We start from the raw sequence: 22,804 nt of genomic DNA on the forward strand, positions 1-22,804 counted from the left end.
CACAGGACAGTCCGTGAGTGCCCGCACGCTGCCTAAGTTCCTCCCACGCCGAAAGTGGCGACGAGAGGAGGTGGACTCGTGAAGGAGTCCGAATTCGACACGTGTGTGATCGGGGCCGGTCCCGCAGGGCTGGCGGTGGCGCGGGCGCTCGGTGAGCGGCGGCTTCCCTACACACACGTCGAGCGGCACACGGGTGCGGGTGGTCTGTGGGACATCGACAACCCGGGCAGCCCGATGTACGAGTCGGCGCATTTCGTCTCCAGCAAGACCCTCTCGGGGTTCGGAGGCTGGCCGATGCCCGACCACTTCGCCGACTACCCCTCGCGGCGCCAGATCCTGTCGTATCTGACGTCCTTCGCCGACGCGTACGGACTGACGAAGCAGATCGAGTTCGGCACCGGGGTCCGTGACGTGGCCAAGAATGCGGACGGCACCTGGACGGTCAGCCGTGCCGACGGGCGCACCAGTCGGCACGCGCAGGTCGTGGTCTGTACGGGCGCGCAGTGGTACCCCAACATCCCTGAAATCCCAGGTGCTTTCAGCGGAGAGATCCGGCACACGGTGGGCTACCGCAGCAGCGACGAACTGCGCGGCAAGCGAGTTCTTGTGGTGGGCGCGGGCAACTCCGGCTGCGACATCGCCTGCGACGCGGCCCGCGCCGCCGACCACGCGGAGATCAGCATGCGCCGCGGCTACTGGTTCATCCCCAAGCACCTGTTCGGCAGGCCCGTGGACACCCTCGAAGGCGTCGGTCCGCGGATGCCGAAGTGGCTGGAGCAGAAGCTGTTCGGCGCACTGCTGAGGATCGTCAACGGCGATCCGCGCCGCCTCGGCCTGCAGAAGCCGGACCACAAGCTCTTCGAGGCCCACCCCACGGTCAACTCGATGCTGCTCCACCACCTGCAGCACGGTGACATCACCGCGCGGCCGGGAATCCTCCGCGCCGAGGGCAGCACCGTCCACTTCACCGACGGCAGCAGCACCGACTTCGACCTGATCCTGCTGGCCACCGGCTACGTCCACAAGGTGCCCGTAGCACAGCGCTACTTCGGCGACGAACAGCACCCCGACCTGTACCTGTCGTCGTTCTCCCGCGAGCACGAGGGTCTGTTCGGCGTCGGCTTCATCGAGACCAACTCCGGTGCCTACAAACTCTTCGACGCGCAGGCACAGCTGATCGCCGGCTTCATCCAGGACACCCGTCGAGGCCTGCCGAACGCCGAGCGGTTCGCCCGCATGATCCGCGGCGACCGCCCCGACCTGTCCGGCGGGCTCAGGTTCGTGGACTCCCCGCGCCACACCGGCTACGTCGACAGCGCCGCGTACACCAAGTACCTCACCAAGGTCGCCGCGGGCATGGGCTGGCCCACCGAGGGACGACCTCCGGCGGTGCCGGCCGTCCGCAGCAGGGAGACGGTGGCATGAGCGGATACGACTACACCGGCAAGGTGATGCTGGTGACCGGCGGCGCGGGCGGCATCGGCAGCGCGCTGTGCCGGCGGTTTGCGATCGGCGGCGCCGTGTGCGTCGTCGTCGACATCGACGGCGACCGCGCGCATCAGGTCGCGGACAGCCTGCCCGGCACCCGGTCACCTGGGGCTCGGCTGCGACCTGCGGGACCGGGCCGGGGTGGCGGACCTCTTCGAGCACGTCGCCTTCGTCTCCGGCCGTCTCGACGTGCTGGTCAACAACGTCGGCATGACCAGCACCGAGCGGTTCGACGTGCGCGCGGTGGAGACCATCGAGCGGGAGATCGACCTGAACATGATCTCCCCGTTGGTGGCCACGCGTCTCGCCATTCCCCTGCTGAGGGCCTCCGCCGACCCCCGTGTCATCACCACGGTGTCCCTCGCCGGCATCTTCCCGCAGGGCGAGACCCCCATCTACGCGGCGTCGAAGTTCGGGTTGCGCGGTGCCAGGAAGCGATCCGCACGGCGAACATCACCCCCTACGGCCTCGCCGCCTCCCTGTGGACCCACGACCTGGACACTGCCTTCCGCCTCGCCCGCGGCATCCAGGCCGGAGTGGTCTCCGTCAACGCCTACAGCGAGGGCGACATCACCGCCCCCTTCGGAGGCTGGAAACAGTCCGGATTCGGCGGGGCGGAGCGATCCACCGACGCGTTCGCCCAGTGGACCAGGGAGAAGACAGTCTGGATCCGCACTCGCTAGCAAGGCCGGAACCGGACGCGAATTCAAGCGCAGATGGCCTCACGTCGTCGGCAGCAGGACCTCCCGGAGGTACTGGAGATCTCCGTCGCACAGAGCCTCCCGGTCGTCCCCTCCTTCTCCGAACAGGCTCGCAGACATGCGTCGAGCGAACGCACGCTGCGCCGTCGCCTGGCCGACTGCGGCACCGCCTACGAGGCGATCGTCGAGGGCGTCCGCCGTGAACGCGTCGAACAGCTCCTGCACCGCCCCCGCCTCACTCTCCGGAACCGGATCGATCGTGGTCGGCTGTCGACACTTCCGCGCACCACGCGGGCAGCATCTGCCCCACTCGAGGACATCATCAGTCCTACTTCGAACCAACTCCCCCGTGCTTCCCGCCGGTTGATACACCTGCTGGCGGCGCGGACACGACCTGCCGACGGTCGTGCGGCGCGCGCGGCGAGCGGTGGGCGAAGGAGCGGGGAGGCACGGTGGACGACGGCCGGCACACACGTGAGGCCCTGCTCGGCAGCGCTCCGCCCGGGTTCGTGCCCCGGCTCGTCGGCCTGCTCCCGCACGGGCGGCACACCACCCCCTACGAGCATCCGGAGGAACCGCCGTTCGTGCTGCTCACCGGCCCGGACGGGAGCACGCTGCTGAGCGAACTGCGCGCGGCCTACCGGGGGCACACCCCGGTCGCGCTCACCGACTGCGCGGGCGGGCCGACGGGATCCGGTGGCTTCGGGCCGGACGGGTCCGGTGGCTTCGGGCCGCCCCTGGCCCGGGCGCTGGCGCACATCGCCGAGCAACTCGCGGAACCGGTGGCGGGAGCCGCCCGGATCGGGTTCCCACGGCTGGCGGCGGGGCTGCTGGCGGTCGCGGTGGGCGGCTGGAGCGCGGGCGGGACGGGTGGCTTGGGTGCGGACGTGACGGGTGGCCTGAGCGCGGACGGGACCGGTGGCCTGAGCGCGGGCGAGGCGGCTCACACGCAGGGTGAGACGGCACACGCGCAGGGTGATACGGCATACGCGCGGGGTGAGACGGCGTACGCGCGGATGTGGTGCGAGGCCGAGCGGATCCTGGCCCTGGGCGGGCCGGGCCCGGTGGGCAGGGGCCCGGGGCGCACGTCAGGGCGGGTGTCCGGGCCGTCCCCCGGCTCCCGTCCGGGAACAGGCGCTCCCGGTGTCGGTCTGCGCGGCGGCTCCGGCGCAGGTCCGGGGCGGATCGTGGGCAGGCTGCTCGCGGCGCTGTCCACCACGGGCCCGGTCGTGGAACCGCTGATCGAGGCCGCGCTGGAGGCATTCTGCGAGAGTGTGTCCCCCGTCCACCGCCGGCTCCGCAGGGCCGCAGCCTGGTACCGGGACTACCCGGGGGCCGGGGGCAGCCCGAAGCTCGGACTGGTGCTGCTGGCCGGGGACTTCAGGACGGCCGCACCCCGCAGGCGGGCCGAGCTCCATCTCGTACGGGCCCTGCTGGCCGATCTCGACGACGCGTACACCCGCGCCCTGCGCCGCACGCACCGTCTCGGACGTCCGCTGGTGCTGATCGACAACGCGCAGGAGGCCCCGGCCCTGATAGCGGCCGTGCTGCGCGGCCGGGCCGACGGGAACACCGACCAGGTGGCCTTCCTCGCGACGGTCCGCGACGACCGCCACCCGGCGCTGCGCGACGCGGCACGCCGCACGCTCGCGGAGGTGGCGCGGGACAGCGGCTGGGCTCCACGGGCGACGGCGGCGTCGCGGGCGCTCCTGCTGGCGACGGGCTGACCGGCTCCGGCTGACTGACCGGCTACTCGCTGGCTGAGCGGCTACCGGCTGACGCTGACCGAGCCTGCCTACGTGTAGGACGCCCGGAGTTCCCGGAAGCGGTCGGGAGTCCACGCCGACCAGTCCGTGGGGCGGCCGTCCAGCGCGGCAGCGAGGCGTTCGAGGTGGTCGTGCCAGGCGGCGAGGCAGTCGAGGCGGAACTCGTCGTCACCGTGGATCTCGTTGGTGAAACGGAGGATGGTGCCGGGTTCGAGGTGGAAGCGGATGCGCCCGTGGAAGCCCTCCATCGTGTACTCGGCGACCCGTTCGACGTCCCAGGCGGTGATCCGGCCGGACACGGCCGGGGCGTCCGAGTTGAGCAGGCGCAGCACCACCGCCCCGCCGAGGTGCCGCTCCAGGACGTCTGCGGCCGCCAGCCACTTCACGAGCCCCTCCGGGGTGGCCACCGCGTCCCAGACCTCCTCCATGGTGTGCGGCACCCGCACGACGAAGCGGAGGGTGTGGGTTCCGTCCCGGGTCTCGCTGCTGCCCGGTTCGATCACGCCGACGGAGTGGTTCATGGCACCAGCCTGACTCGGGGCCGACCGTTCCGCAGCCGGTCGCCCGGCAGCCGGTCACGGGCTCGCTCCGCAGCCCGTCACGGACGCTCGCCCGCCCTGTCGAGGACCGCCCGCTCGAGGATCGACAAGGGCCGGTTCCGGTGACTCACGTCACAGGAACCGGCCCGGGCCTGGTTCTGATGAAGTGTCAGACGACGGCGGTCGTCACACGCCGGCGTAGGAGTGCTTGCCGGAGACGAAGATGTTGACGCCGTAGTAGTTGAACAGCCAGCAGCCGAAGGCGATGAGCGCGAGGTAGGCGGCCTTGCGGCCCTTCCAGCCGGCGGTGGCGCGGGCGTGCAGGTAGCAGGCGTAGGCGACCCAGGTGATGAAGGACCAGACCTCCTTGGGGTCCCACCCCCAGTAGCGGCCCCAGGCGTCGCCCGCCCAGATCGCGCCCGCGATGATCGTGAAGGTCCACAGCGGGAAGACGGCGGCGTTGACGCGGTACGAGAACTTGTCGAGGGAGGCCGCGGAGGGCAGCCGCTCCAGCACGGAGCCGGCGAAGCTGCCCGGCTTGCCGCCCGTGGCCAGCTTGTTCTCGTACGAGTCCCGGAACAGGTAGAGCAGGGTGCCGACGGCCCCGACGTAGAAGACCGCGCCGCAGAAGATCGCGGTGGAGACGTGGATCCACAGCCAGTAGGAGTGGAGGGCGGGAACCAACTGGTCGCTGGCGGTGTACAAGACAGTGACGGCGAGGCCGAGATCGAGGAGGACCGTGGTGATCAGGGGGAGGCCCAGCCAGCGGACGTTCTTCTTCAGCGCGAGCAGGGTGAGGTACACGCCCACGGCGACGGTGGAGAAGGTGATGTTGAACTCGTACATGTTGCCCCACGGCGCCCGCTCCACGGAGAGCGCGCGGGTGAGGACACCCCCGGCCTCGACGAGCCAGCCGAGGACGGTGAGGGACACGGCGATACGGCCGTAGAGGTCGCCCTGCTCGTCCCCGCCGTGCGCGCCCGGCCCGTCCGGCACGTCCCGGGCACCGGCCGCGGACCGGACCACGACCTTGGGCCGGTCCAGTACGGCGGTGCCGCCCTTGACCTGCACCTTCGGGGCCTCGGCCGAGGCGATGGCCTTGGTGGTCAGCGCGGCGGCCGTACGGCCGACCTTGCTGCGGCTGCCGAAGAGCCACTCGGCCATATGGGCGAAGAAGGCCAGCAGGTAGACGGCCATGGCGGAGTAGATCAGCACATTGCTGATGTTCGCGAGATTCTCGTTGGTCGCGACAGCGAGAGTCGTTGCGGCGGCGTGAGTCACTGCTGCTCAGCCCCTTCGACGGAGGCGGGTACGGGGGATTCGGCCTCCGGCGCCTGACCGGGGGCGGCGGGCTCGGTCTCCGTGGCGGAGGCGGAACCCGCGGGTTTGTCTGCGGACGGCGGCCCGTCCGGGGCGGTGGGGGCCTCGGCGTGGAGGAGGGCGACCAGTGCGCTCAGCTCTTCCGGGACCTTCGCGGATTCGCTGCGGCCGAGGGCCGCCGTCTCGACGACGGTGACGCCGTCGGGACCGGTGGTGGCGCGGACCCAAACACGGCGGCGCTGGATGAACAGGGAGGCCGCGAGGCCGCCGATCGCGGCCACCGCTCCGGTCAGCGCCCAGCCGTCACCGGGCTGGTGCGAGATCTGGAAGGTGGCCCACTGCTTGATGTCCTTCTCGAAGGTGATCGAACCCGCGCCGTCCGGCAGCTTCATGGTCTCGCCGGGCAGCAGCCGCTGCTTGAGCGCTTTGCCCTTGGAGTCCTTGAACTCCTTCATCTTGGAGGTGTCGAGTTGGTAGACGTTCTGCGGGATCCCGGCGTCCACGCCGAGACTGCCGTGGTACGCGTTCAGCGCGAGCACGGGGAAGTCCAGCGCGGGGAAGGTGGAGAACATGTTCCCCTGTCCGGCCCCGGCGAAGGTGGGCACGAAGAAGGCGTTGAAGCCGAGCTGCTCCTTCTTGCCGTTCTTGTCCCGGTAGCCGTCCAGGACCTTGATGGCCCCGGTGGAGGTGACGTTGGAGTCGACGGGCAGCAGCGGCACGGCCTGCTGGAACACGACCTTGCCGCGCCCGTCCCGGACGGTGACGACGGGCGCGTACCCGTGTCCGATCAGGTACACCTTGTCGCCGTCGATCTCCAGCGGCTTGTTGACCTCGATGGCCGTCTTCTTGGGCTTGCCGTCGGCGCCCTCGCTGTAGGTGACGTCAGCCCGGTAGACGCGGGGCGTGCCCGTGTTGGGGCCGCTGCGCTCGTAGGTGCCGGTGAACTTGTCGAGGGTGAAGCTGAACGGCGCCAGATCGTTGTCGGGGTCGAAGAGGCTGCCCGACCTGAAGTCGTCGTACTGGATGAGCGTGTTGGCGAACCCGTCACCCTCGACGATCAGTTTGCCGCCCTCGGACTTGAACAGCTGCCCGCCGGCGAAGGCGATCAGCATCACGATCAGCGCGACGTGGAAGACGAGGTTGCCGGCCTCGCGGAGGTAGCCCTTCTCGGCGGCGACGGCTTCCCCGGCGGCATGGGCGCGGAACCGGCGCCGCTTGAGCAGACCGAGCGCCGCCTCACGGACCTGTTCGGGCGCAGCCTCGGTCCGCCAGGTCGCGTAGGCGGGCAGCCGGGTCAGCCGCTTGGGCGCGGCAGGCGGGCGCCCGCGCAGCTGGCCGACGAACTGCCAGGTGCGGGGGACGATACAGCCGATGAGGGAGACGAACAGCAGGATGTAGATCGCCGAGAACCACACCGAGCTGTAGACGTTGAAGAGCCCGAGTTTGTCGTAGATCGGGCCGAGCGTGCTGTGCGCCTTCTTGAAGTCGGCGACCTTGAATTCGTCGGTCCCGGACTGCGGGATCAGCGAGCCGGGGATGGAGGCGAGCGAGAGCAGGAAGAGCAGCAGGAGCGCGACCCGCATGGAGGTCAGCTGCCGCCAGAACCAGCGGGCCCAGCCGATGACACCGAGCGCGGGCAGGTTGGGGGCGTCCTCCACAGGTGCGGTGGACAGCTGCGAGCCGGCGGCGCCCAGCTCCTCGGCGCCGGAGCCGGCGTCGGGGCCGTCCGCCTTCGCCGTGTCGTCCGTCTTGGTGCTCATCGATCAGATCCCCACAGTGAAGCTGTTGGACCAGACCTGCATCTCCTGCACGATGCGGTCCCAGGCGCCGGTCAGCAGCAGCAGTCCGGTCGCGATCATCATGCCGCCGCCGAGGCGCATCACCCATACGTAGTGGCGCTTGACCCAGCCGAAGGCGCCGAGCGCCTTGCGGAAGGCGACGGCCGCCAGTACGAAGGGCAGGCCCAGCCCCAGACAGTACGCGACGGTCAGTATGGCTCCGCGCCCCGCACCCGCCTGGGTGGAGGACAGGGCCAGTACGGAGGCGAGGGTCGGGCCGATGCACGGCGTCCAGCCGATCCCGAACAGCGCGCCGAGCACCGGTGCGCCGGCCAGTCCGGTCACCGGCTTCTTGTGGAAGCGGAACTCGCGCATGTTCAGCCAGGGCATGAGGCCCATGAAGAAGACGCCCATGACGATCATGAGGACGCCGAGGATCTTGGAGAGGATGTCCCGCTGGCTCTGCAGGGTCGAGCCGAAGTAGCCGAAGAGTGCCCCGCTGGAGACGAAGACGGCGGTGAAGCCGAGCACGAAGAGCGAGGCTCCGGCGGCCATCCGCCCACGTCGTGCCTCGGCCAGGTCGGTGCCGCTGATCCCGGTGACATAGGAGAGATATCCGGGGACGAGCGGCAGGACACAGGGGGAGAAGAAGGAGACGAGTCCCCCGAGGACGGCGATGGGCAGGGCGAGCAGCAGAGCCCCGCTGGACACCGTCTCGCTCAGGCCGGCGGCGAGTACGGACGCTTCGGTCACGTCACTTCTCCGCGACGACGGGGTCGAGCATCTTGCGCAGCTTCTCCTCGCTCAGCGGCTGCAGCGACCGCGCCGCGATCTTTCCCTCGCGGTCGATGATCAGGGTGGAGGGGATCGCCTGCGGGTTGAGCGTGCCCTTCTCGAAGCGGAGCATCAGCTTGCCGGTCGGGTCGTAGAGGCTCGGGTAGGTGACGCCGTAGTCCTCTTCGAAGGCCTTGGCCGGGCCGGTGCTGGTGTCGCGGGTGTTGATGCCGACGAACTGCACACCGTCCTTGGCCGTCTCCTCGGACACCTTGGCGAAGTTCGGTGCCTCGGCGCGGCAGGGCGGGCACCAGGAGCCCCAGACGTTGATGACGACGACCTTGCCCTTGTAGTCGGCGAGGGCGATGTCCTTGCCTTCGAGGGTCTTGCCGGAGAGATCGGGAGCGGCGGCCCGCTCGCCCTTCTTCGCGGTCGCGATGCCGTCGGGGCCGGCGATGAAGCCCGTCTTGTTGGAGCCTCCTTGGACACCCCCGGAGCCGCAGGCCGAAAGGAGCAGCGCCGCGGCGGCGGCTGAGGCGGTGATCAGGGCGTTACGGTTGCGGCCACGGGTCCGGACGGTGCGCTGAGGGGCGCGGCTGGCGGCACTCATGTGAAAAGTTTCGCATGCCCGTTCCGAGGATCTTTCGCGCCCCCCTCCACGGCCGTAAGCCCCTTGTCAGGCCATGTTTCCAGGGACTCCACGAGGCCGAGGTGCCGTCCCGCGTCCTCGTACCCGGTCCGGGTGGTCCCGGTCCCCGGTCCCGGTGTCGGTAGTCCCGGAGCCCGCAGTCCGTATGTCGACGGTCCCGGAGCCCGCAGTCCGTGTGTCGGTAGTCCCGGAGCCCGCAGTCCGTGTGGCGGTAGTCCCGGAGCCCGCAGTCCGTATGTCGGCGGTCCCGGAGCCCGCAGTCCGTGTGGCGGTAGTCCCGGAGCCCGCAGTCCGTATGTCGACGGTCCCGGAGCCCGCAGTCCGTGTGGCGGTAGTCCTGGAGCCGGCAGTCCGTGTGTCGGCGGTCTGGCAGCCCCGCGGTCACGCCGCCGGTCGTCCCCGCGTCGTCGTCCCCGCGTCGGCGAGGAAGGTGTTCCAGCCGCCCGTCGGCCGCTGTCCGACGTCGAGGGTGCGCAGCTTGTCGAGCACCTCCGGCTGCTGTGCGTCGAGCCAGTCGACGAACTGCCGGAAGGAGACCAGGCGGACGTCCTCGCCCTTCTCCCGCTCGGCCGCGATGAACTTGAGCGCTTTCTCCACGGCGTCCATGTAGATGCCGCCGTTCCACTCCTCGAAGTGGTTGCCCACGAAAAGAGGTGCGCGGTTTGTCTCGTATGCTCGCTTGAATCCCTGTATGTAGGTGTTGGTTGCCTGGGTGCGCCAGGCCGGGTAGTTGTGGGCGGGCGCGTTGGTCGAGTTGATCGACTGGTTGGCGAGGATGTTGTAGTCCATCGACAGGACCTCGAAGCTGCGGCCCGGAAACGGCAGCTGCTGCAGCGGAAGGTCCCAGATGCCCTGCCTCTTCCGGGGCCAGACCTGACGGCCGCCGGGTGAGGAGGCGTCGTAGCGCCAGCCCAGTTGCCGGGCCGTGGGGAGCAGGTTGCGCTGGCCGAGCAGACAGGGCGTGCGGGCGCCGATCAGTTCCTTGTCGTAGTCGAAGGGCAGCGACGGCAGATCGGTCCAGCCGGTGTTGGTGCGCCACTGCTTCACGAACGACTTCGCCTGGTCCAACTCGCTGCGCCACTGCGCCGGCGTCCAGCGCTCCACCGACCCGGAGCCGGCACAGAAGTGGCCGTTGAAGTGCGTGCCTATCTCGTGCCCGTCGAGCCAGGCCTGGCGGACGCACTTCAGCGTCTGCCTGACGTGGTCGTCGGTGAGGTAACCGATGTCCGAGGCGCCACGCGGGTTGTTGGGCGGATCGTAGAGACGTTTCTTCGACTCGGGCAGCAGATACAGCCCGGAGAGGAAGAAGGTCATGCGCGCGTCGTGCTCCCTGGCGATCTCCAGGAAGCGCGGGAAGAGTCCGTTGCCGACCTCCCCGGCACCGTCCCAGGAGAAGACGACGAACTGCGGCGGCGTCCGGCCGGGCTCCAGGGGTTCCGGTTTCGCGGGCTGGTTGGGCTGTTTGCCGGTGAAGGCGGTCGAGCCGTCACCGATCGGGCGGACCGGTTTCCCGGAGGGGCTCGGCCGGCCCGTCGGGGACCTGCCGGCAGAGCCTCCCGCGTCGCGCGGTGTGGCGCCGCCGCCGGAGCCTCCGGCGCCGCACCCGGCCAGTCCCGCGGCCGCCGCGGCGCCGGCGCCGAGCCCGATCACTCCCCGTCGGCTCAAGGCCCGCCGACTCGTCGCCCTCCGGCCCGTCACCTGTGAACTCGTCGCCTGCCGGCCCGTTGCCTGCCAACCAGTCGCCTGTCGATCGATATGACGCACTACGTCCCCGTTTCGCCGCTTCCTGAAGGGTGGTCACCCCTTCAGAGGGAGCGGCAAAGACCGGGGTTCCAAGGAAAGCCACAGATTTCCCGGTCGTTACGGAGAAACAGCAATATGAGGGGACTGAACAGGTTTTGTGAAGGCGCGCATGCTTTGTCCGCGGCGCACGCCTCCACGCGCTCGGCGCCCACACGGCGGGATGTCAGGCGCCGAACGCCTTGCCCTTCCCCTTCACCGGCTTGGCGCCCGCGAGCAGATGGACGGGCACCAGATCACGGGCCGGCTCGGTGTATCCGACGGACGCGATCCTGTCGCCCTGATATGTGAAAGTGGTCAGGGAGGCCAGGGTGCACTGACGCCTGCGCGGGTCGTGCCACAACCGGCGCCGCTCCACGAAGCTGCGCACTATCCAGATCGGCAGCTGATGGCTGACACACACGGCCTCGTGCCCGCGGGCCGCGTCCTTGGCCGCGTCGAGAGCCCCCATCATGCGGACGACCTGCTCGACATACGGCTCGCCCCAGGACGGCCGGAACGGGTTGAACAGGTGCTTCCAGTTCTCCGGCCGTCTGAGCGCGCCGTCCCCCACCCCGAAGGTCTTGCCCTGGAAGACGTTGTCGGCCTCGATCAGCCGGGCATCCGTCGCGAGGTCCAGGCCGTGCGCCTTGGCGATCGGCGTGGCGGTCTCCTGCGCCCGCTCCAGCGGCGAGGCCACCACATGGGTGATGTCCCGCGTGGCGAGATGATCGGCGACCCGGTCGGCCATCTGCCGCCCCAGTTCGGAGAGGTGGTAGCCGGGCAGCCGTCCGTAGAGGACTCCGCCCGGGTTGGCCACCTCCCCGTGCCGCATCAGGTGGACGACGGTGATGTCACTCATGCCGCTGTGGCCTCCGCTGCTGCCCGTGCCGCCGCCGGAAGGGCGTCGGCGATCCGCTGAACCGCCCGCTCGTCGTGTGCCGTGGAGACGAACCAGGCCTCGAACGCCGACGGAGGCAGATACACGCCCTGCGCCAGCATCGAGTGGAAGAAGGCGGTGAACCGGAAGGACTCCTGGGCCTTGGCGTCCTCGTAGTTCCGCACCTCCCCCTCCGTGAAGAAGACGGAGAACATGCTGGAGGCGTTCTGCAGCCGGTGCGCCACGCCCTCCTTGGTGAGCGCCTCGGTCACGAGCCCCCGGATCTGCTCCGACACGGCGTCGACCTTGTCGTAGGCCGCCTCGTCCAACAGCCGCAGCTGGGCGAGGCCCGCGGCGGTGGCGACCGGGTTCCCGGAGAGGGTGCCGGCCTGGTACACGGGCCCGGCGGGCGCCAGGTGGGCCATCACATCGGCCCGCCCCCCGAAGGCCGCGGCCGGGAACCCCCCGCCCATGACCTTCCCGAAGGTCATCAGGTCCGGCCGTACGCCGTCGATCCCGAACCATCCGGCCCGGCTCGTCCGGAAACCGGTCATGACCTCGTCGGAGATGTAGAGGGCCCCGTTCTCCGCGCAGACGTCCTTGAGCCCCTGGTTGAACCCGGGCAGCGGCGGCACGACGCCCATGTTCCCGGGCGAGGCCTCGGTGATCACACAGGCGATCTCGCCCGGGTGGGCGGCGAAGGCGGCACGGACGGCGTCGAGGTCGTTGTACGGCAGCACGATCGTGTCGCCCGCCTGCGCCCCCGTCACACCAGGGGTGTCGGGCAGCGCGAAGGTGGCCACTCCGCTGCCCGCCGCGGCCAGCAGCGAATCGACGTGACCGTGATAACACCCGGCGAACTTGATCACCTTGGTGCGCCGGGTGAACCCGCGCGCGAGCCGGATCGCGGACATCGTCGCCTCGGTACCACTGGAAACCAGCCGCACCTGCTCCAGGGGATCGATCCGGTCGACCATCTCCTCGGCGAGCGCGACCTCGCCCTCACCAGGTGTGCCGAAGGACGTACCACGTGAAACGGCGTCCTGCACGGCCTTGATCACTTCGGGGTGGGAATGGCCGAGGATCATCGGCCCCCAGGAACATACGAGGTCGACGTACTCCCGTCCGTCGGCGTCGGTCAGGTACGGACCGGTACCGGACACCATGAACCGGGGCGTACCGCCCACGGCGCGGAAGGCGCGCACGGGAGAGTTCACGCCGCCGGGCGTGACGGCCGCCGCGCGCTCGAAAAGAGTCTGCGAAACTGGGGCTTCGTACGGATAGCTCACACAAGCCATGGTGTCAGAGGCTCCGAAGATCCCGCGGACAGGTGTTTCAACGCACGTTTCGGCGCGCGACCGTGGGGGAGGTCACTGTCACGATGATCGGGTTGCGCTGCTGTGGTCGCGCGCCTTAAAAAAGCAGTCGGGTGGAGATATGCATCGCGGTGGCGGACTGGGCGAGGGGACCGATGACCTGGGTCCTCGGCGTGCCAGGCGGGGAAGGCACCGGCGCGAGGCGGAAGCAGCTGAGACACGACAGACACACAGTGAGCCGGAGCGGATCGTTCGCCCCGGAGCGGGAAGCGGGAGCAGGAATGGTGGCCGGGTGGGGGTGACGTACAAATACTTCGGCGCTCCGGATGGCGCGACCGCCGCTCGCGTCCCGATCTCCATGCGTCCCGAGGAACTGGGCGGCGACGAGCTCGGCATGAACGGCATGTTCACCAAGATCAAGCCGGAGACGATGGCGGCGATGGTCCTCACGGGCATCGAGGGCATCCCGCTGCACAAGGTGCCCCCGCTCGAACTCGTGGTCCTGCACCCCGACTACGCGGTGGTCAGGCTCCCCATGACGGTGGTGGACCCGCTCCGCGGGATCGGCGAGGAGGCGGTGGGCGCCGCGGCGTTCATCTGGTCCACGGTCCCGGACCGCGGCGGCCCGCGCGACGCGTTCAACGTCTACCAACTCCTGCACGAGTGGCAGGACTTCTCGCACCGGCTGCATGAGGCGGGGCATCAGCCCTACTGCCTGGTGTGGCCCTGACCTCCGCTTTCGCGTGGATTCGGGCGGGGTTTCGACCCCGCCCTCGTCATGTGCCGGTCGTGCTGCTGGTTTCACCGAGGCGGCACGCGGGCGTTCCGTCACCCTCGTGTGCCGTCGACCCACCCGGCCAAGAAGTTGCTGGACTTAAGTAGCCCCTCCATGATTGCCTAAGGCAAGCAAACCATCGGGCCAACCACCCATCGAGCCCCACGCCACCCGCGGCCGTGGGGGCGGGGACTGGGGACCGGGGTCGCCCGAGCGGAGACGACCCCGTTGTGCGCCGTACCCGTGGGGACGGGGAACGGCGCAGTGCCCGGGCCCGGCGGCAGGAACCTCCACCCACGCCGCCGCCGGGTCCGCGGGCACCGGCGCGATCCTCGATCTGGCGGCTTCGGTGGCCCAGGCGGGTGCCGCCGCGGACGCCGTCGGCAGCGCGTTGATCTCCGACGCAGGGCCGAGATCCGGTGAATGACCTGATGTCGACATAACGCCGCATCATGTCAGCGCTGTTGGCCCGGTCGGCCGCTCAAGCGCGTGGCGTGACGCCTCCGTTACACACCAGGTACACCACGCCCTCCGCCCGCGTGGAAATCGAGGTGTGCTCCGGCGACACCTCACCTACGGTTTCAGTCGTGTCCTCACCGGAGCGCAACCGCCGAACCGCCGAGGCGATCGTGCGCGGCCTCCTCCCGGACGCCGCGGTCACGGAGGTGATCCCGTGCACGGGCGGCCAGTTGAGCACGGTGTTGGAGGTCCGTCGTGCCGCGCCCCACGAACCCGTGATCGTCAAGTTCTACGACGACCGGTGGCGCTGGAAGCAGCAGAAGGAGGCGTACGTCTACGAACTGCTGCGCAGACACGGGGTGGGGCCCGTGCCGGCCGTCCTGCACACACAGGAAGCGGTGACACCGGACGCGGTGACACCGGATGAGACGACGCGGAACGCGGTCACCGTGCTGAGCATGATGCCGGGACAACCCCTGTCGGCGGTCGTCGGAGGCCTCGACACCGCGACGGTCCGCGCCCTGTACCGCGAGCTCGGTGCCTGCCTCGCCGCGGTGCACCGGATCCCGCAGGACGCCTACGGGTACATCACCACGCGTATCGTCGACGCGGCGCCCAGCAACAGCGCCTTCATGCTGGGGCGGTTCGCCGCGCGGCTGCGGGAGTTCGGGGAACTCGGCGGGGACGCGGAGCTGTTGGCGGCGGCCGAGGCCAAGGTCGCCGAGCAGGGCGGTCTGCTGGCCGACTGCCCGCACGCGGTGCTGTGCCACAACGACTTCCATGAGGGCAATGTGCTGGTGGAGCGTGATACCGAACGCGGCTGGCGGGTCACCGGTTTCGTCGACGTGGAGAACGCCACCGCCGCCGACCCGCTGCTGGACCTCGCCAAGACGGAGTACTACTCGGTCCGGGGCGATGCGAAGAAATGGCGGGCCCTGATCGAGGGGTACGGGCCGCTGCCGCCCGGCTGGTCCGGTCGGCTCGACCTCTACCGGCTGTACCACGCCCTGGAGTTGTGGGACTGGTTCGCCTCGACCGGCCGGACGGACCGCCTGCCGGGCATCGCCGCGGACATCCGGGCCATGACCGCCGCCTGAGGATCTTGGCCATGACGGCCGCCTGCGCATCCGGGCCATGACCGCCGCCTGCGCATCCGGGCCCTGATCGCAGCACGACCGACCGGGCCCTGACCCCAGCACGAGCAACCGAGCAATCCACCGCACCCGCGCAACCGAACCATGACCGCCGCCTGGGGTGGCCTCTAGCCGAATGTCCGACCCCAACCCGAGTGTCGACCTCCACCGAGTCCTCTGATCTCAACCCGGCTCCGTGGCGTCGCCGGACGGCTCCCCGGACGTGACCGTGAACCCGATCACCGACCCTCCGCCCGACCGTCGCCGGGCGAACGGCGCGCCTCCGTGGGCCGCCGCCACCTCACGGACGATCGACAGGCCCAGGCCCGACCCGGGCAGGCTGCGGGCGGCCGGGGCGCGGTAGAAGCGGTCGAAGACACGGATCAGGTCCTCCTCCGCGATACCGGGTCCCCGGTCGCGGACCTCGACGCGGATCGTGGCCGTGCCGTCCGCGCCACCGGGGCCCTCGACGACGACCTCGATGGGGGACGAGCCGTCGCGGTCGAACTTCGCGGCGTTCTCCACCAGGTTGGACACCGCACGCTGGAGCGCTCCGGGGCGGCCGTCCAGCGTCGTGTCGCCGGAGGCGTCGAGCGTGATGACGCGTCCCGTGCGGCGACGGGCCGCCACCGCCACGTCCCGGGCGGCGTCCGCGAGGGAGACCCGCCTCACCGGCTCGCTGTCCGACTGCCCGGCCGCCAGCGCCACCAGCTCGTTGACCAGGTCGGTCAGTTCACGGGACTCGTGGGCCAGGTCCGCGACCAGCTCCTCCCGGGCCGCGGGCGGCAACTCGTCGATGCGGCGCAGGAGGGAGATGTTGGTGCGCAGGGAGGTGAGCGGCGTACGGAGTTCGTGCCCGGCGTCCTGGACGAGACGGCGCTGGTTCTCCTCCGAGCGGGCCAGCCGGCCGAGCATCCGGTCGAAGGAGCGCCCGAGCCGGGCCACCTCGTCGTACCCGGTGACCGGCACCTGGATGCCGAGGTCCCCGGTGCGCGCCACGTCCTCGGCGGTCCCCGCGAGCCGCACCAGCCGGCCCGTCATCCGCCGCGCCAGCCACCAGCCGAACAGCCCGGCCGCCATCACCACCGCGGTCATCAGCAGCAGGGTCCGCTGCTGCAGCTCCCGCAGCAGGTCCTCCGTCTCGCTGAACTCCTGCGCCACCTGCACGGCACCGCGCCCCTCCCCGAGCGCCACGGCCGCCACCCGGTAAGCCTCGTCGGCCACCTCCACCTCGCGGTGTTCGGTCACCTTTCCTGCGATCTGCGCGTCGGTGACCGCCCGGTCCGCGGCGGACACCGGCAGCCGCGGACTGCCGCGGTCCACGACCGTCCCGCCCGGTCCCAGCACCTGCACATCCATACGGCTGGGCCGGATCAGCGCGTCGCGCGGCCCGTTGGGGGTGGAGGCGGCGAAGTCCTCGGGGTGGAGCTCGCTGTGGCGCACCTGGTCGCGGAGGTTCTGCACCACCTCGTCGAACACGGTCTGCTGGTCGACCCGCACGAGCCGGGCCGCGGCGTCATAGCTGAGGAACCCGATGAGCAGGGTGACGGCCGCGGCCACGGCCGCGAAGGACAGCGCGAACGTGGTCCGCAGCGAGGCCAACCTCCGTCGGCTCAGCAGCCTCGTCAGAGGCATCGTCAGCGGCCTCCTCAGCGGACTTCTCAGCGGCCCCCTCTGCGGGCTCCTCTGCGGGCTCCTCTGCGGCCTCCTCAGGGGGCTCCTCAGCGGCCTCCTCAGGGGCAGCACGGCCGTCCGGTCCCAAGCACTTGTCGCACTAGTCCTCCCGCAGTACGTACCCGACGCCCCGCACCGTGTGGATCAGCTGCGGCTGCCCGGGCTCGTCCAGTTTGCGGCGCAGATAACCGACGTACACGGCGAGGTTCTTGGAGCCGGGCCCGAAGTCGTAGCCCCAGATGCGGTCGTAGATCGTGGAGTGGTCGAGGACGATGCCCACGTTGCGGGCCAGCAGTTCGAGCAGGTCGAACTCGGTGCGGGTGAGCTCCACCTCGCGTTCCCCGCGCCAGACGCGACGGGCCTGCGCGTCTATGCGCAGCCCGGCGGTCGTGACGGGTCCGTCGGCGAACCGCTGCTCGCGCGGCGCGCTCTCGGCGGCACCGGTACGGCGCAGCAGCGCGCGCAGCCGGGCGAAGACCTCCTCGACGTCGAACGGCTTGACGACGTAGTCGTCGGCGCCCGCGTCCAGTCCGGCGATCCGGTCGGCGGTCTCCACGAGCGCGGTGAGCATCAGGATCGGCGTGCGGTCGCCCTCGGCGCGCAGCACCCGGCAGACCTGGAGGCCGTCGATGCCCGGCATCATCACGTCGAGGAGCAGTACGTCCGGCGGGGTGCGATGCGCCTGGGCGAGCGCCTGCACTCCGTCGGCGACGGAGGTGACGTCGTAACCCTCCAGCGTCAGCGCGCGTTCCAGGGCATGACGAATGGCGCGGTCGTCCTCGGCGAGCAGCACGGTGTGGGACACCGGACCAGTGTGCCAAGGCCTCGCCCGCGTCCCGCCTGGTGAGGGGTGGTGGAGCCGACTTCTTACCCGCCTCTCACCTGCCCCGGACGGCCGGCTTACCTCGCCGGGTCACTATGTGTCCCACATATCGGGCAGAGAGGTCTTCGGCCGCGATGGGGGACGCGACATGAGGCGCCGCAACACGAAGCGCGACACGGAACGCGCCGTGCAGCGCCACGCGAAGCGCGACACGGAGCGCCACACGAAACGCGGCCTGGCGCGCGACACGGAGCGCCACGCCAAGCGCGACATGAAGCGCACACCGCACATGAGGTACATAAGCCGCATGAGGCGCACCACGCGTATGAAGATCGTGTTCCTGCTGCACAACGCCTATGCCGTCGGCGGCACCGTCCGCACCACGCTGAACCTCGCCGCCGCGCTCGCCGACCGCCACGAGGTGGAGGTCGTGTCGATGGCCCGGCACCGCGACGACCCGCAGTTCGCGGTCGATCCCCGGGTGAGACTCGTGCCGTTGGTCGACCTGCGCGCGGGCAGCGCCGATCTGGCCGACCCGGCGCGGTCCCAGCCCTCCGCCGACTTCCCCACCGCCGAGAAGCGCTACAAGCAGTACTCCCGCCTCACCGACCTGCGGGTCCGCGCCTACCTCGAGCGCTGCACCGCGGACGTGGTGATCGGTACCCGCCCCGGCATCAACGTCTACCTCGCCCGCTTCGGCCCGCGCCGCGCCCTGCGCATCGCCCAGGAGCACCTGAGTCACGACGCCCATCGCAAGAAGCTGCGCGCGGTGCTCGCCCGGCACTACCGGGCCCTGGACGCGGTGGTCACCATGACGGAGGCCGACGCCGCCGTGTACCGCGCGCGGATGAGCTTGCCGGGCGTGCGGGTGACGTCCGTGCCGAACATCGTCCCGGCGCCCGCGACACCGCCCTCCGACGGCACCGCGAAGGTGATCGCGGCTGCCGGGCGGCTCGCGCCCGGCAAGCGGTTCGACCTGCTGATCGAGGCGTTCGCGGCGGTCGCCGCGAAGGAGCACGACTGGGAACTGCGCATCTACGGCGGCGGCGCCGAGCGGGAGCGGCTGCGGAACCTGATCGACGAGCTGGGCCTCGCCGGACGGGCCCGGCTGATGGGAGCGCGCACGCCCATCGAGGCGGAGTTCGCGAAGGCGTCGCTGGTGGTCAGCGCCTCGGACGCGGAGTCGTTCGGGATGACGCTGGTGGAGGCGATGCGGTGCGGCGTCCCCGTGATCAGTACGGACTGCCCGCTGGGTCCCGCCGAGATCGTCACCGACGGCGTCGACGGCCGACTGGTGCCCGTGGGCGACGCCCGGGCACTGGCCGAGGCGATGATCGAACTGATCCAGGACTTCGCGTGGCGCCGCGCGATGTCCCTGGCCGCCCTGGAGAGCGCCCGCCGCTACGACCCCGAACCGATCGTCGCCCGCTACGAACTGCTCTTCGGCGAGCTGCTCGCGACCCGGCACCAGCGGTCCTGGCTGCGGTTGCGGGTGGACGCGGTGGGGTGGGCGCGACGGCGGTGGCGGGGCGTGCGACGACGGCTGCGCACCTCGACCGGCGCCCGCCCCGCGGGGCCGCGCGGCCGGATACCCGCCGGGCCCGCTCGGCCCCGGGCTCGCCGCCGGCCGCCGGGCCTGACCTGAGCTGACCTGACACCGCGTCGGCCGGGCCGCGGACCTCCCCCGCCGTGCCCCGGCCGACGCGGCCCCGGAACGAGACGGGCCGGACCGGACCGGAATGGACCGAAACTGACCGAAACGGACCGGAACGGACCGGCTTCGGTGGCAGTCCTCCCACCGGGGCCGGGGACTGTTGCCGGCGGCCCCGGTGGGAGGACTGCCAGCTCACCGGGGCCGGTCCACCGACCCTCCAGCCCGCCGGCTCACCGACCCACCGGCCAGCCGACCGGCCGGCCGGCCGGTCCACCGGCTCGCCGGCTCGTCGGCCGTCCGACCCTCCGGCCCACCAGCCCGTCGGCGGCCCACCAGCCCGTCGGCCCGCCTGCCCTCCCTCCGTGCCGTCTCCCCCGCGTCACTCCCCGCGCAAAGCGGAAAGCTGCTGCTCGAAGGGCACGAACTCGAAGTCCCCGGAGGTCACCTTCGCCTCCGGCGCGGACTCCCGCGGCCCGGCGGACCGCCCCGGCCCCGCCATCAGCATCGCCAGTTCCCCCGCCGCCCGCTCGATCCGATCGGCGAGCCCGTCCGCGCCCCAGTCCTCCGAGGCCGCGAACACCGCCGTCGGTACGACGACGGCCTTGAGGTAGGCGAACAGTGGACGCAGGGCGTGCTCCAGGACGAGCGAGTGCCGGGCGGTACCGGCGGTCGCCGCGATCAGGACGGGCTTGCCCGCGAGCGCGTCCTCGTCCATGACGTCGAAGAACGACTTGAACAGACCGCTGTAGGAGGCGGAGAACACCGGCGTGACCACGATGAGTCCGTCCGCCGCCTTCACCGCGTCCAGCGCGCCACCGAGCTGCGGCCCCGGGAACCCGTTCGTGAGGTTGTGCGCGATCTCCACGGCCAGTTCCCGCAGCTCCACGACCTGGACCTCCGCCCCGGTGCGCTCCGCGGCCGCCGCGGCGAGCCGGTCGCCCAGCAGCCTGGTGGACGAGGGCACGCTCAGCCCCGCCGACACGACGACGAGTTTCATGCCGTGCGCACCTCCTCCTCGGCGCTCCGGCCGGACTCGGTCTGCTCGGACCCGGCCTGCTCGTCGGACCCGGCCTGCTGGGCGGCGGCCACGCGAGCCGCGTGCGTGGGGGCCTCCGGCACATCCGCCGGGCGCCCCTTGGCGAACTCCTCGCGCAGCACCGGCACGACCTCCTCACCGAGCATGTCGATCTGTTCGAGCACGGTCTTCAGCGGCAGTCCCGCGTGGTCCACCAGGAACAGCTGGCGCTGGTAGTCACCGGCGTAGTCACGGAAGGACAGCGTCTTCTCGATCACCTGTTCCGGTGTGCCGACCGTGAGCGGTGTCTGGGCCGTGAACTCCTCCAGGGAGGGCCCGTGCCCGTACACCGGCGCGACGTCGAAGTACGGCCGGAACTCCCGTACGGCGTCCTGCGAGTTCCTCCGCATGAAGACCTGGCCGCCGAGCCCGACGATCGCCTGCTCGGGGGTGCCGTGGCCGTAGTGCGCGTACCGGGTGCGGTAGAACTCGACCATCCGTTTGGTGTGGTCGGACGGCCAGAAGATGTTGTTGTGGAAGAAGCCGTCGCCGTAGTACGCGGCCTGCTCGGCGATCTCCGGGGAGCGGATGGAGCCGTGCCAGACGAACGGCGGGACGCCGTCCAGCGGGCGGGGTGTGGAAGTGAAGCCCTGCAACGGCGTGCGGAACTTGCCCTCCCAGTCGACTACGTCCTCGGTCCACAGCCGGCGCAGCATGGCGTAGTTCTCGATGGCGAGGTTGATGCCCTGCCGGATGTCCTGTCCGAACCACGGGTAGACCGGGCCGGTGTTGCCGCGCCCCATCATCAGGTCCACCCGCCCGTCGGCGAGGTGCTGGAGCATCGCGTAGTCCTCGGCGATCTTCACCGGGTCGTTGGTGGTGATCAGCGTGGTGGCGGTGGAGAGGATCAGCCGCTCCGTGCGCGCGGCGATCCAGCCGAGCATCGTGGTGGGCGACGACGGCACGAACGGCGGGTTGTGGTGCTCGCCGGTGGCGAAGACGTCGAGGCCGACCTCCTCGGCCTTCTGCGCGATGGCGACCATGGCCTTGATCCGCTCGCGCTCGGTCGGCGTCCGGCCCGTGGTGGGGTCCGGCGTGACATCGCCGACGCTGAAGATCCCGAACTGCATGGTCGCTCACCCTCCAGGTTGTTGACCGTTAAACTATACCTCCGTAACGGTCCCCGTGTTGCCCCTATTCCGGGTACGGGCCGGGTACCCAGGGGACTCGGTTTACCTCTCAGCCTGCGGCCACCTGCCTCGTACGGCGCCGGTCCTGCCGCTCCCGTCAGCCCGATAGCCCCACCAGTCCCGCCAGTCCCGCAGCCCCGCCAGTCCCGCAGGCCGCCAGTCCCCTGCGGTTCCCCGCCCACCCGCGCCATTCCCCACCGGTCCCTCGCGGCCCCGTCCGATGTCAGTCCCCCCGCCTACGATCGCCTTATGGCCGCCCCACGCCGTGACACCCGAGGCATCGTGGACGCCGAGGAACTCTTCTCCCGGGTCCGCTTCCGGCGCCGCGAACCCGCCGGGCCGCTGCGCCCGTACCTCGAGCACTACTGGCTGATCGACTGGAACCTCTCCCAGCCGTACGCGTCCCACGTGGTCCCGCACCCGTCGGTGAACGTGGTCTTCCAGCAGTTCCCGGCCCGCGAGCCGTTCGGTGAGGTCGCGGGGATCGGCCTCGAGCTGTTCACGCAGAAACTCGAGGGCCGGGGACGGGTGTGCGGGATCCAGTTCCGGCCGGGCGGATTCCGCCCCTTCGCACCGGAACACGCCGTCACGGAGTGGACGGGCCGGCGGGTCCCGCTGGCGGAGGTGTACCCGGGGACCGACCCCGCGGCCGTGCTCACCCCCGACGACGAGGACGTCCGTGTCGCCGCTCTGGACGCCTTCCTCCTGGCTCTCGAACCACGCCCGGACCCCCAGGCGGACCTCGCGATGGCCCTGGTCGACCGTATCCGCACGGACCGCGGGATCCGCCGCGTCGGCGACTTCGCACGGTCCGAGGGCATGTCCGTACGGGTACTGCAGCGCCTGTTCGCCTCGTACGTCGGCGTAGGCCCGAAATGGATCATCCTCCGCTACCGCATCCACGAGGCCCTGGAGCACGCGGAGACCCACACGACGGTGGACTGGGCGGCCCTGGCGGCCGACCTGGGCTATGCCGACCAGGCACACCTGGTGCGGGACTTCACCTCGACGGTCGGGGTACCACCGACGGCATACGCCCAGGGCTCCCGCTAGCCGCTACCGGGGCGGCGGGCAGCGGGCAGCGGGCAGCG

18 protein-coding genes and 3 pseudogenes are annotated in these 22,804 nt (G+C 70.7%); 9 read left to right on the forward strand and 12 right to left on the reverse strand.

Annotated features, from left to right (window positions below; genetic code table 11):
• Positions 1–78 precede the first annotated feature (78 nt).
• The 5 genes and pseudogenes from EF387_RS09100 (at position 79) to EF387_RS09120 (ending at position 3,916) form a co-directional block, all read left to right on the forward strand.
• Positions 79–1,425, forward strand: a complete 1,347-nt coding sequence (locus tag EF387_RS09100; protein ID WP_202918188.1) for a flavin-containing monooxygenase — start codon at positions 79–81, stop codon at positions 1,423–1,425.
• Positions 1,422–1,917 (forward strand): annotated as a pseudogene (locus EF387_RS09105) (SDR family NAD(P)-dependent oxidoreductase); the annotation flags it as partial. The gene EF387_RS09100 and the pseudogene EF387_RS09105, both read left to right, overlap by 4 nt.
• 2 nt (positions 1,918–1,919) lie before the next feature.
• Positions 1,920–2,171, forward strand: a pseudogene (locus EF387_RS09110) (aldehyde dehydrogenase family protein); the annotation flags it as partial.
• A gap of 21 nt (positions 2,172–2,192) precedes the next feature.
• A pseudogene (locus EF387_RS48130) lies at positions 2,193–2,462 on the forward strand (AraC family transcriptional regulator); the annotation flags it as partial.
• Between the two features lie 179 nt (positions 2,463–2,641).
• Complete coding sequence (locus EF387_RS09120; protein WP_128376005.1) at positions 2,642–3,916, forward strand: hypothetical protein; 1,275 nt, start codon at positions 2,642–2,644, stop codon at positions 3,914–3,916.
• 68 nt (positions 3,917–3,984) lie between these two features.
• Here the strand turns inward: EF387_RS09120 and EF387_RS09125 are convergent, their stop codons facing one another.
• The 8 genes from EF387_RS09125 to hemL form a co-directional block, all read right to left on the reverse strand.
• Entirely contained in the window at positions 3,985–4,476 is a 492-nt protein-coding gene (locus EF387_RS09125; protein ID WP_128376006.1) for an SRPBCC family protein, read from the reverse strand.
• A 204-nt stretch (positions 4,477–4,680) separates the two neighbouring features.
• Positions 4,681–5,775 carry a c-type cytochrome biogenesis protein CcsB gene (gene ccsB / locus EF387_RS09130; RefSeq protein WP_128376007.1) on the reverse strand — a complete coding sequence of 365 codons (1,095 nt, stop codon included), beginning with the start codon at positions 5,773–5,775 and terminating at the stop codon, positions 4,681–4,683.
• Positions 5,772–7,574, reverse strand: coding sequence for a cytochrome c biogenesis protein ResB (resB, locus tag EF387_RS09135; RefSeq protein ID WP_128376008.1), 1,803 nt, complete (start codon positions 7,572–7,574; stop codon positions 5,772–5,774). Before resB ends, ccsB begins: the two co-directional genes overlap by 4 nt.
• A gap of 3 nt (positions 7,575–7,577) precedes the next feature.
• Entirely contained in the window at positions 7,578–8,345 is a 768-nt protein-coding gene (locus EF387_RS09140) for a cytochrome c biogenesis CcdA family protein (RefSeq protein WP_128376009.1), read from the reverse strand.
• 1 nt (position 8,346) lies between these two features.
• Positions 8,347–8,976 carry a TlpA family protein disulfide reductase gene (locus tag EF387_RS09145; protein WP_128376010.1) on the reverse strand — a complete coding sequence of 210 codons (630 nt, stop codon included), beginning with the start codon at positions 8,974–8,976 and terminating at the stop codon, positions 8,347–8,349.
• Positions 8,977–9,396: 420 nt separating this feature from the next.
• Positions 9,397–10,680, reverse strand: a complete 1,284-nt coding sequence (locus tag EF387_RS09155) for a polysaccharide deacetylase family protein (protein WP_238431411.1) — start codon at positions 10,678–10,680, stop codon at positions 9,397–9,399.
• A 301-nt stretch (positions 10,681–10,981) separates the two neighbouring features.
• The gene (locus tag EF387_RS09160) at positions 10,982–11,656 is read right to left on the reverse strand and encodes a histidine phosphatase family protein (RefSeq protein ID WP_128376012.1); all 675 of its coding nucleotides are present in this window, start codon (positions 11,654–11,656) and stop codon (positions 10,982–10,984) included.
• On the reverse strand, positions 11,653–12,972 hold the full coding sequence (gene hemL, locus EF387_RS09165; protein ID WP_128376013.1) for a glutamate-1-semialdehyde 2,1-aminomutase: 1,320 nt from the start codon (positions 12,970–12,972) through the stop codon (positions 11,653–11,655). The genes EF387_RS09160 and hemL overlap by 4 nt, the downstream gene beginning before the upstream one ends.
• Before the next feature lie 139 nt (positions 12,973–13,111).
• On the opposite strand from hemL, the gene EF387_RS09175 reads away from it, so the two are divergent.
• Positions 13,112–13,720 (forward strand): hypothetical protein, encoded by a 609-nt coding sequence (locus EF387_RS09175; protein WP_202918189.1) that lies wholly within the window; start codon positions 13,112–13,114, stop codon positions 13,718–13,720.
• A 632-nt stretch (positions 13,721–14,352) separates the two neighbouring features.
• Positions 14,353–15,321 (forward strand): phosphotransferase family protein, encoded by a 969-nt coding sequence (locus tag EF387_RS09180; RefSeq protein ID WP_202918190.1) that lies wholly within the window; start codon positions 14,353–14,355, stop codon positions 15,319–15,321.
• A 219-nt stretch (positions 15,322–15,540) separates the two neighbouring features.
• Here EF387_RS09180 and EF387_RS09185 read toward each other — a convergent pair whose 3' ends face one another.
• Together EF387_RS09185 and EF387_RS09195 are read right to left on the reverse strand one after the other, a co-directional pair.
• Positions 15,541–16,992 (reverse strand): sensor histidine kinase, encoded by a 1,452-nt coding sequence (locus EF387_RS09185; RefSeq protein ID WP_128376017.1) that lies wholly within the window; start codon positions 16,990–16,992, stop codon positions 15,541–15,543.
• Positions 16,993–17,131: 139 nt separating this feature from the next.
• Positions 17,132–17,836: a response regulator transcription factor gene (locus EF387_RS09195; RefSeq protein WP_128376018.1), complete on the reverse strand. Its 705-nt coding sequence runs from the start codon at positions 17,834–17,836 to the stop codon at positions 17,132–17,134.
• Between the two features lie 343 nt (positions 17,837–18,179).
• On the opposite strand from EF387_RS09195, the gene EF387_RS09200 reads away from it, so the two are divergent.
• Positions 18,180–19,499: a glycosyltransferase family 4 protein gene (locus EF387_RS09200; RefSeq protein ID WP_128376055.1), complete on the forward strand. Its 1,320-nt coding sequence runs from the start codon at positions 18,180–18,182 to the stop codon at positions 19,497–19,499.
• 388 nt (positions 19,500–19,887) lie between these two features.
• Here EF387_RS09200 and EF387_RS09205 read toward each other — a convergent pair whose 3' ends face one another.
• On the reverse strand, positions 19,888–20,505 hold the full coding sequence (locus tag EF387_RS09205) for an FMN reductase (protein ID WP_128376019.1): 618 nt from the start codon (positions 20,503–20,505) through the stop codon (positions 19,888–19,890).
• Positions 20,502–21,653, reverse strand: coding sequence for an LLM class flavin-dependent oxidoreductase (locus EF387_RS09210; protein ID WP_128376020.1), 1,152 nt, complete (start codon positions 21,651–21,653; stop codon positions 20,502–20,504). The genes EF387_RS09205 and EF387_RS09210 overlap by 4 nt, the downstream gene beginning before the upstream one ends.
• Positions 21,654–21,962: 309 nt before the next feature.
• Here EF387_RS09210 and EF387_RS09215 point away from each other — a divergent pair, with 309 nt between their 5' ends.
• On the forward strand, positions 21,963–22,766 hold the full coding sequence (locus tag EF387_RS09215; RefSeq protein WP_128376021.1) for a helix-turn-helix transcriptional regulator: 804 nt from the start codon (positions 21,963–21,965) through the stop codon (positions 22,764–22,766).
• Positions 22,767–22,804 lie beyond the last annotated feature (38 nt).

The sequence above is a fragment of the Streptomyces cavernae genome (assembly GCF_004023625.1).
GTDB classification, from domain to species: Bacteria; Actinomycetota; Actinomycetes; order Streptomycetales; family Streptomycetaceae; genus Streptomyces; species Streptomyces cavernae.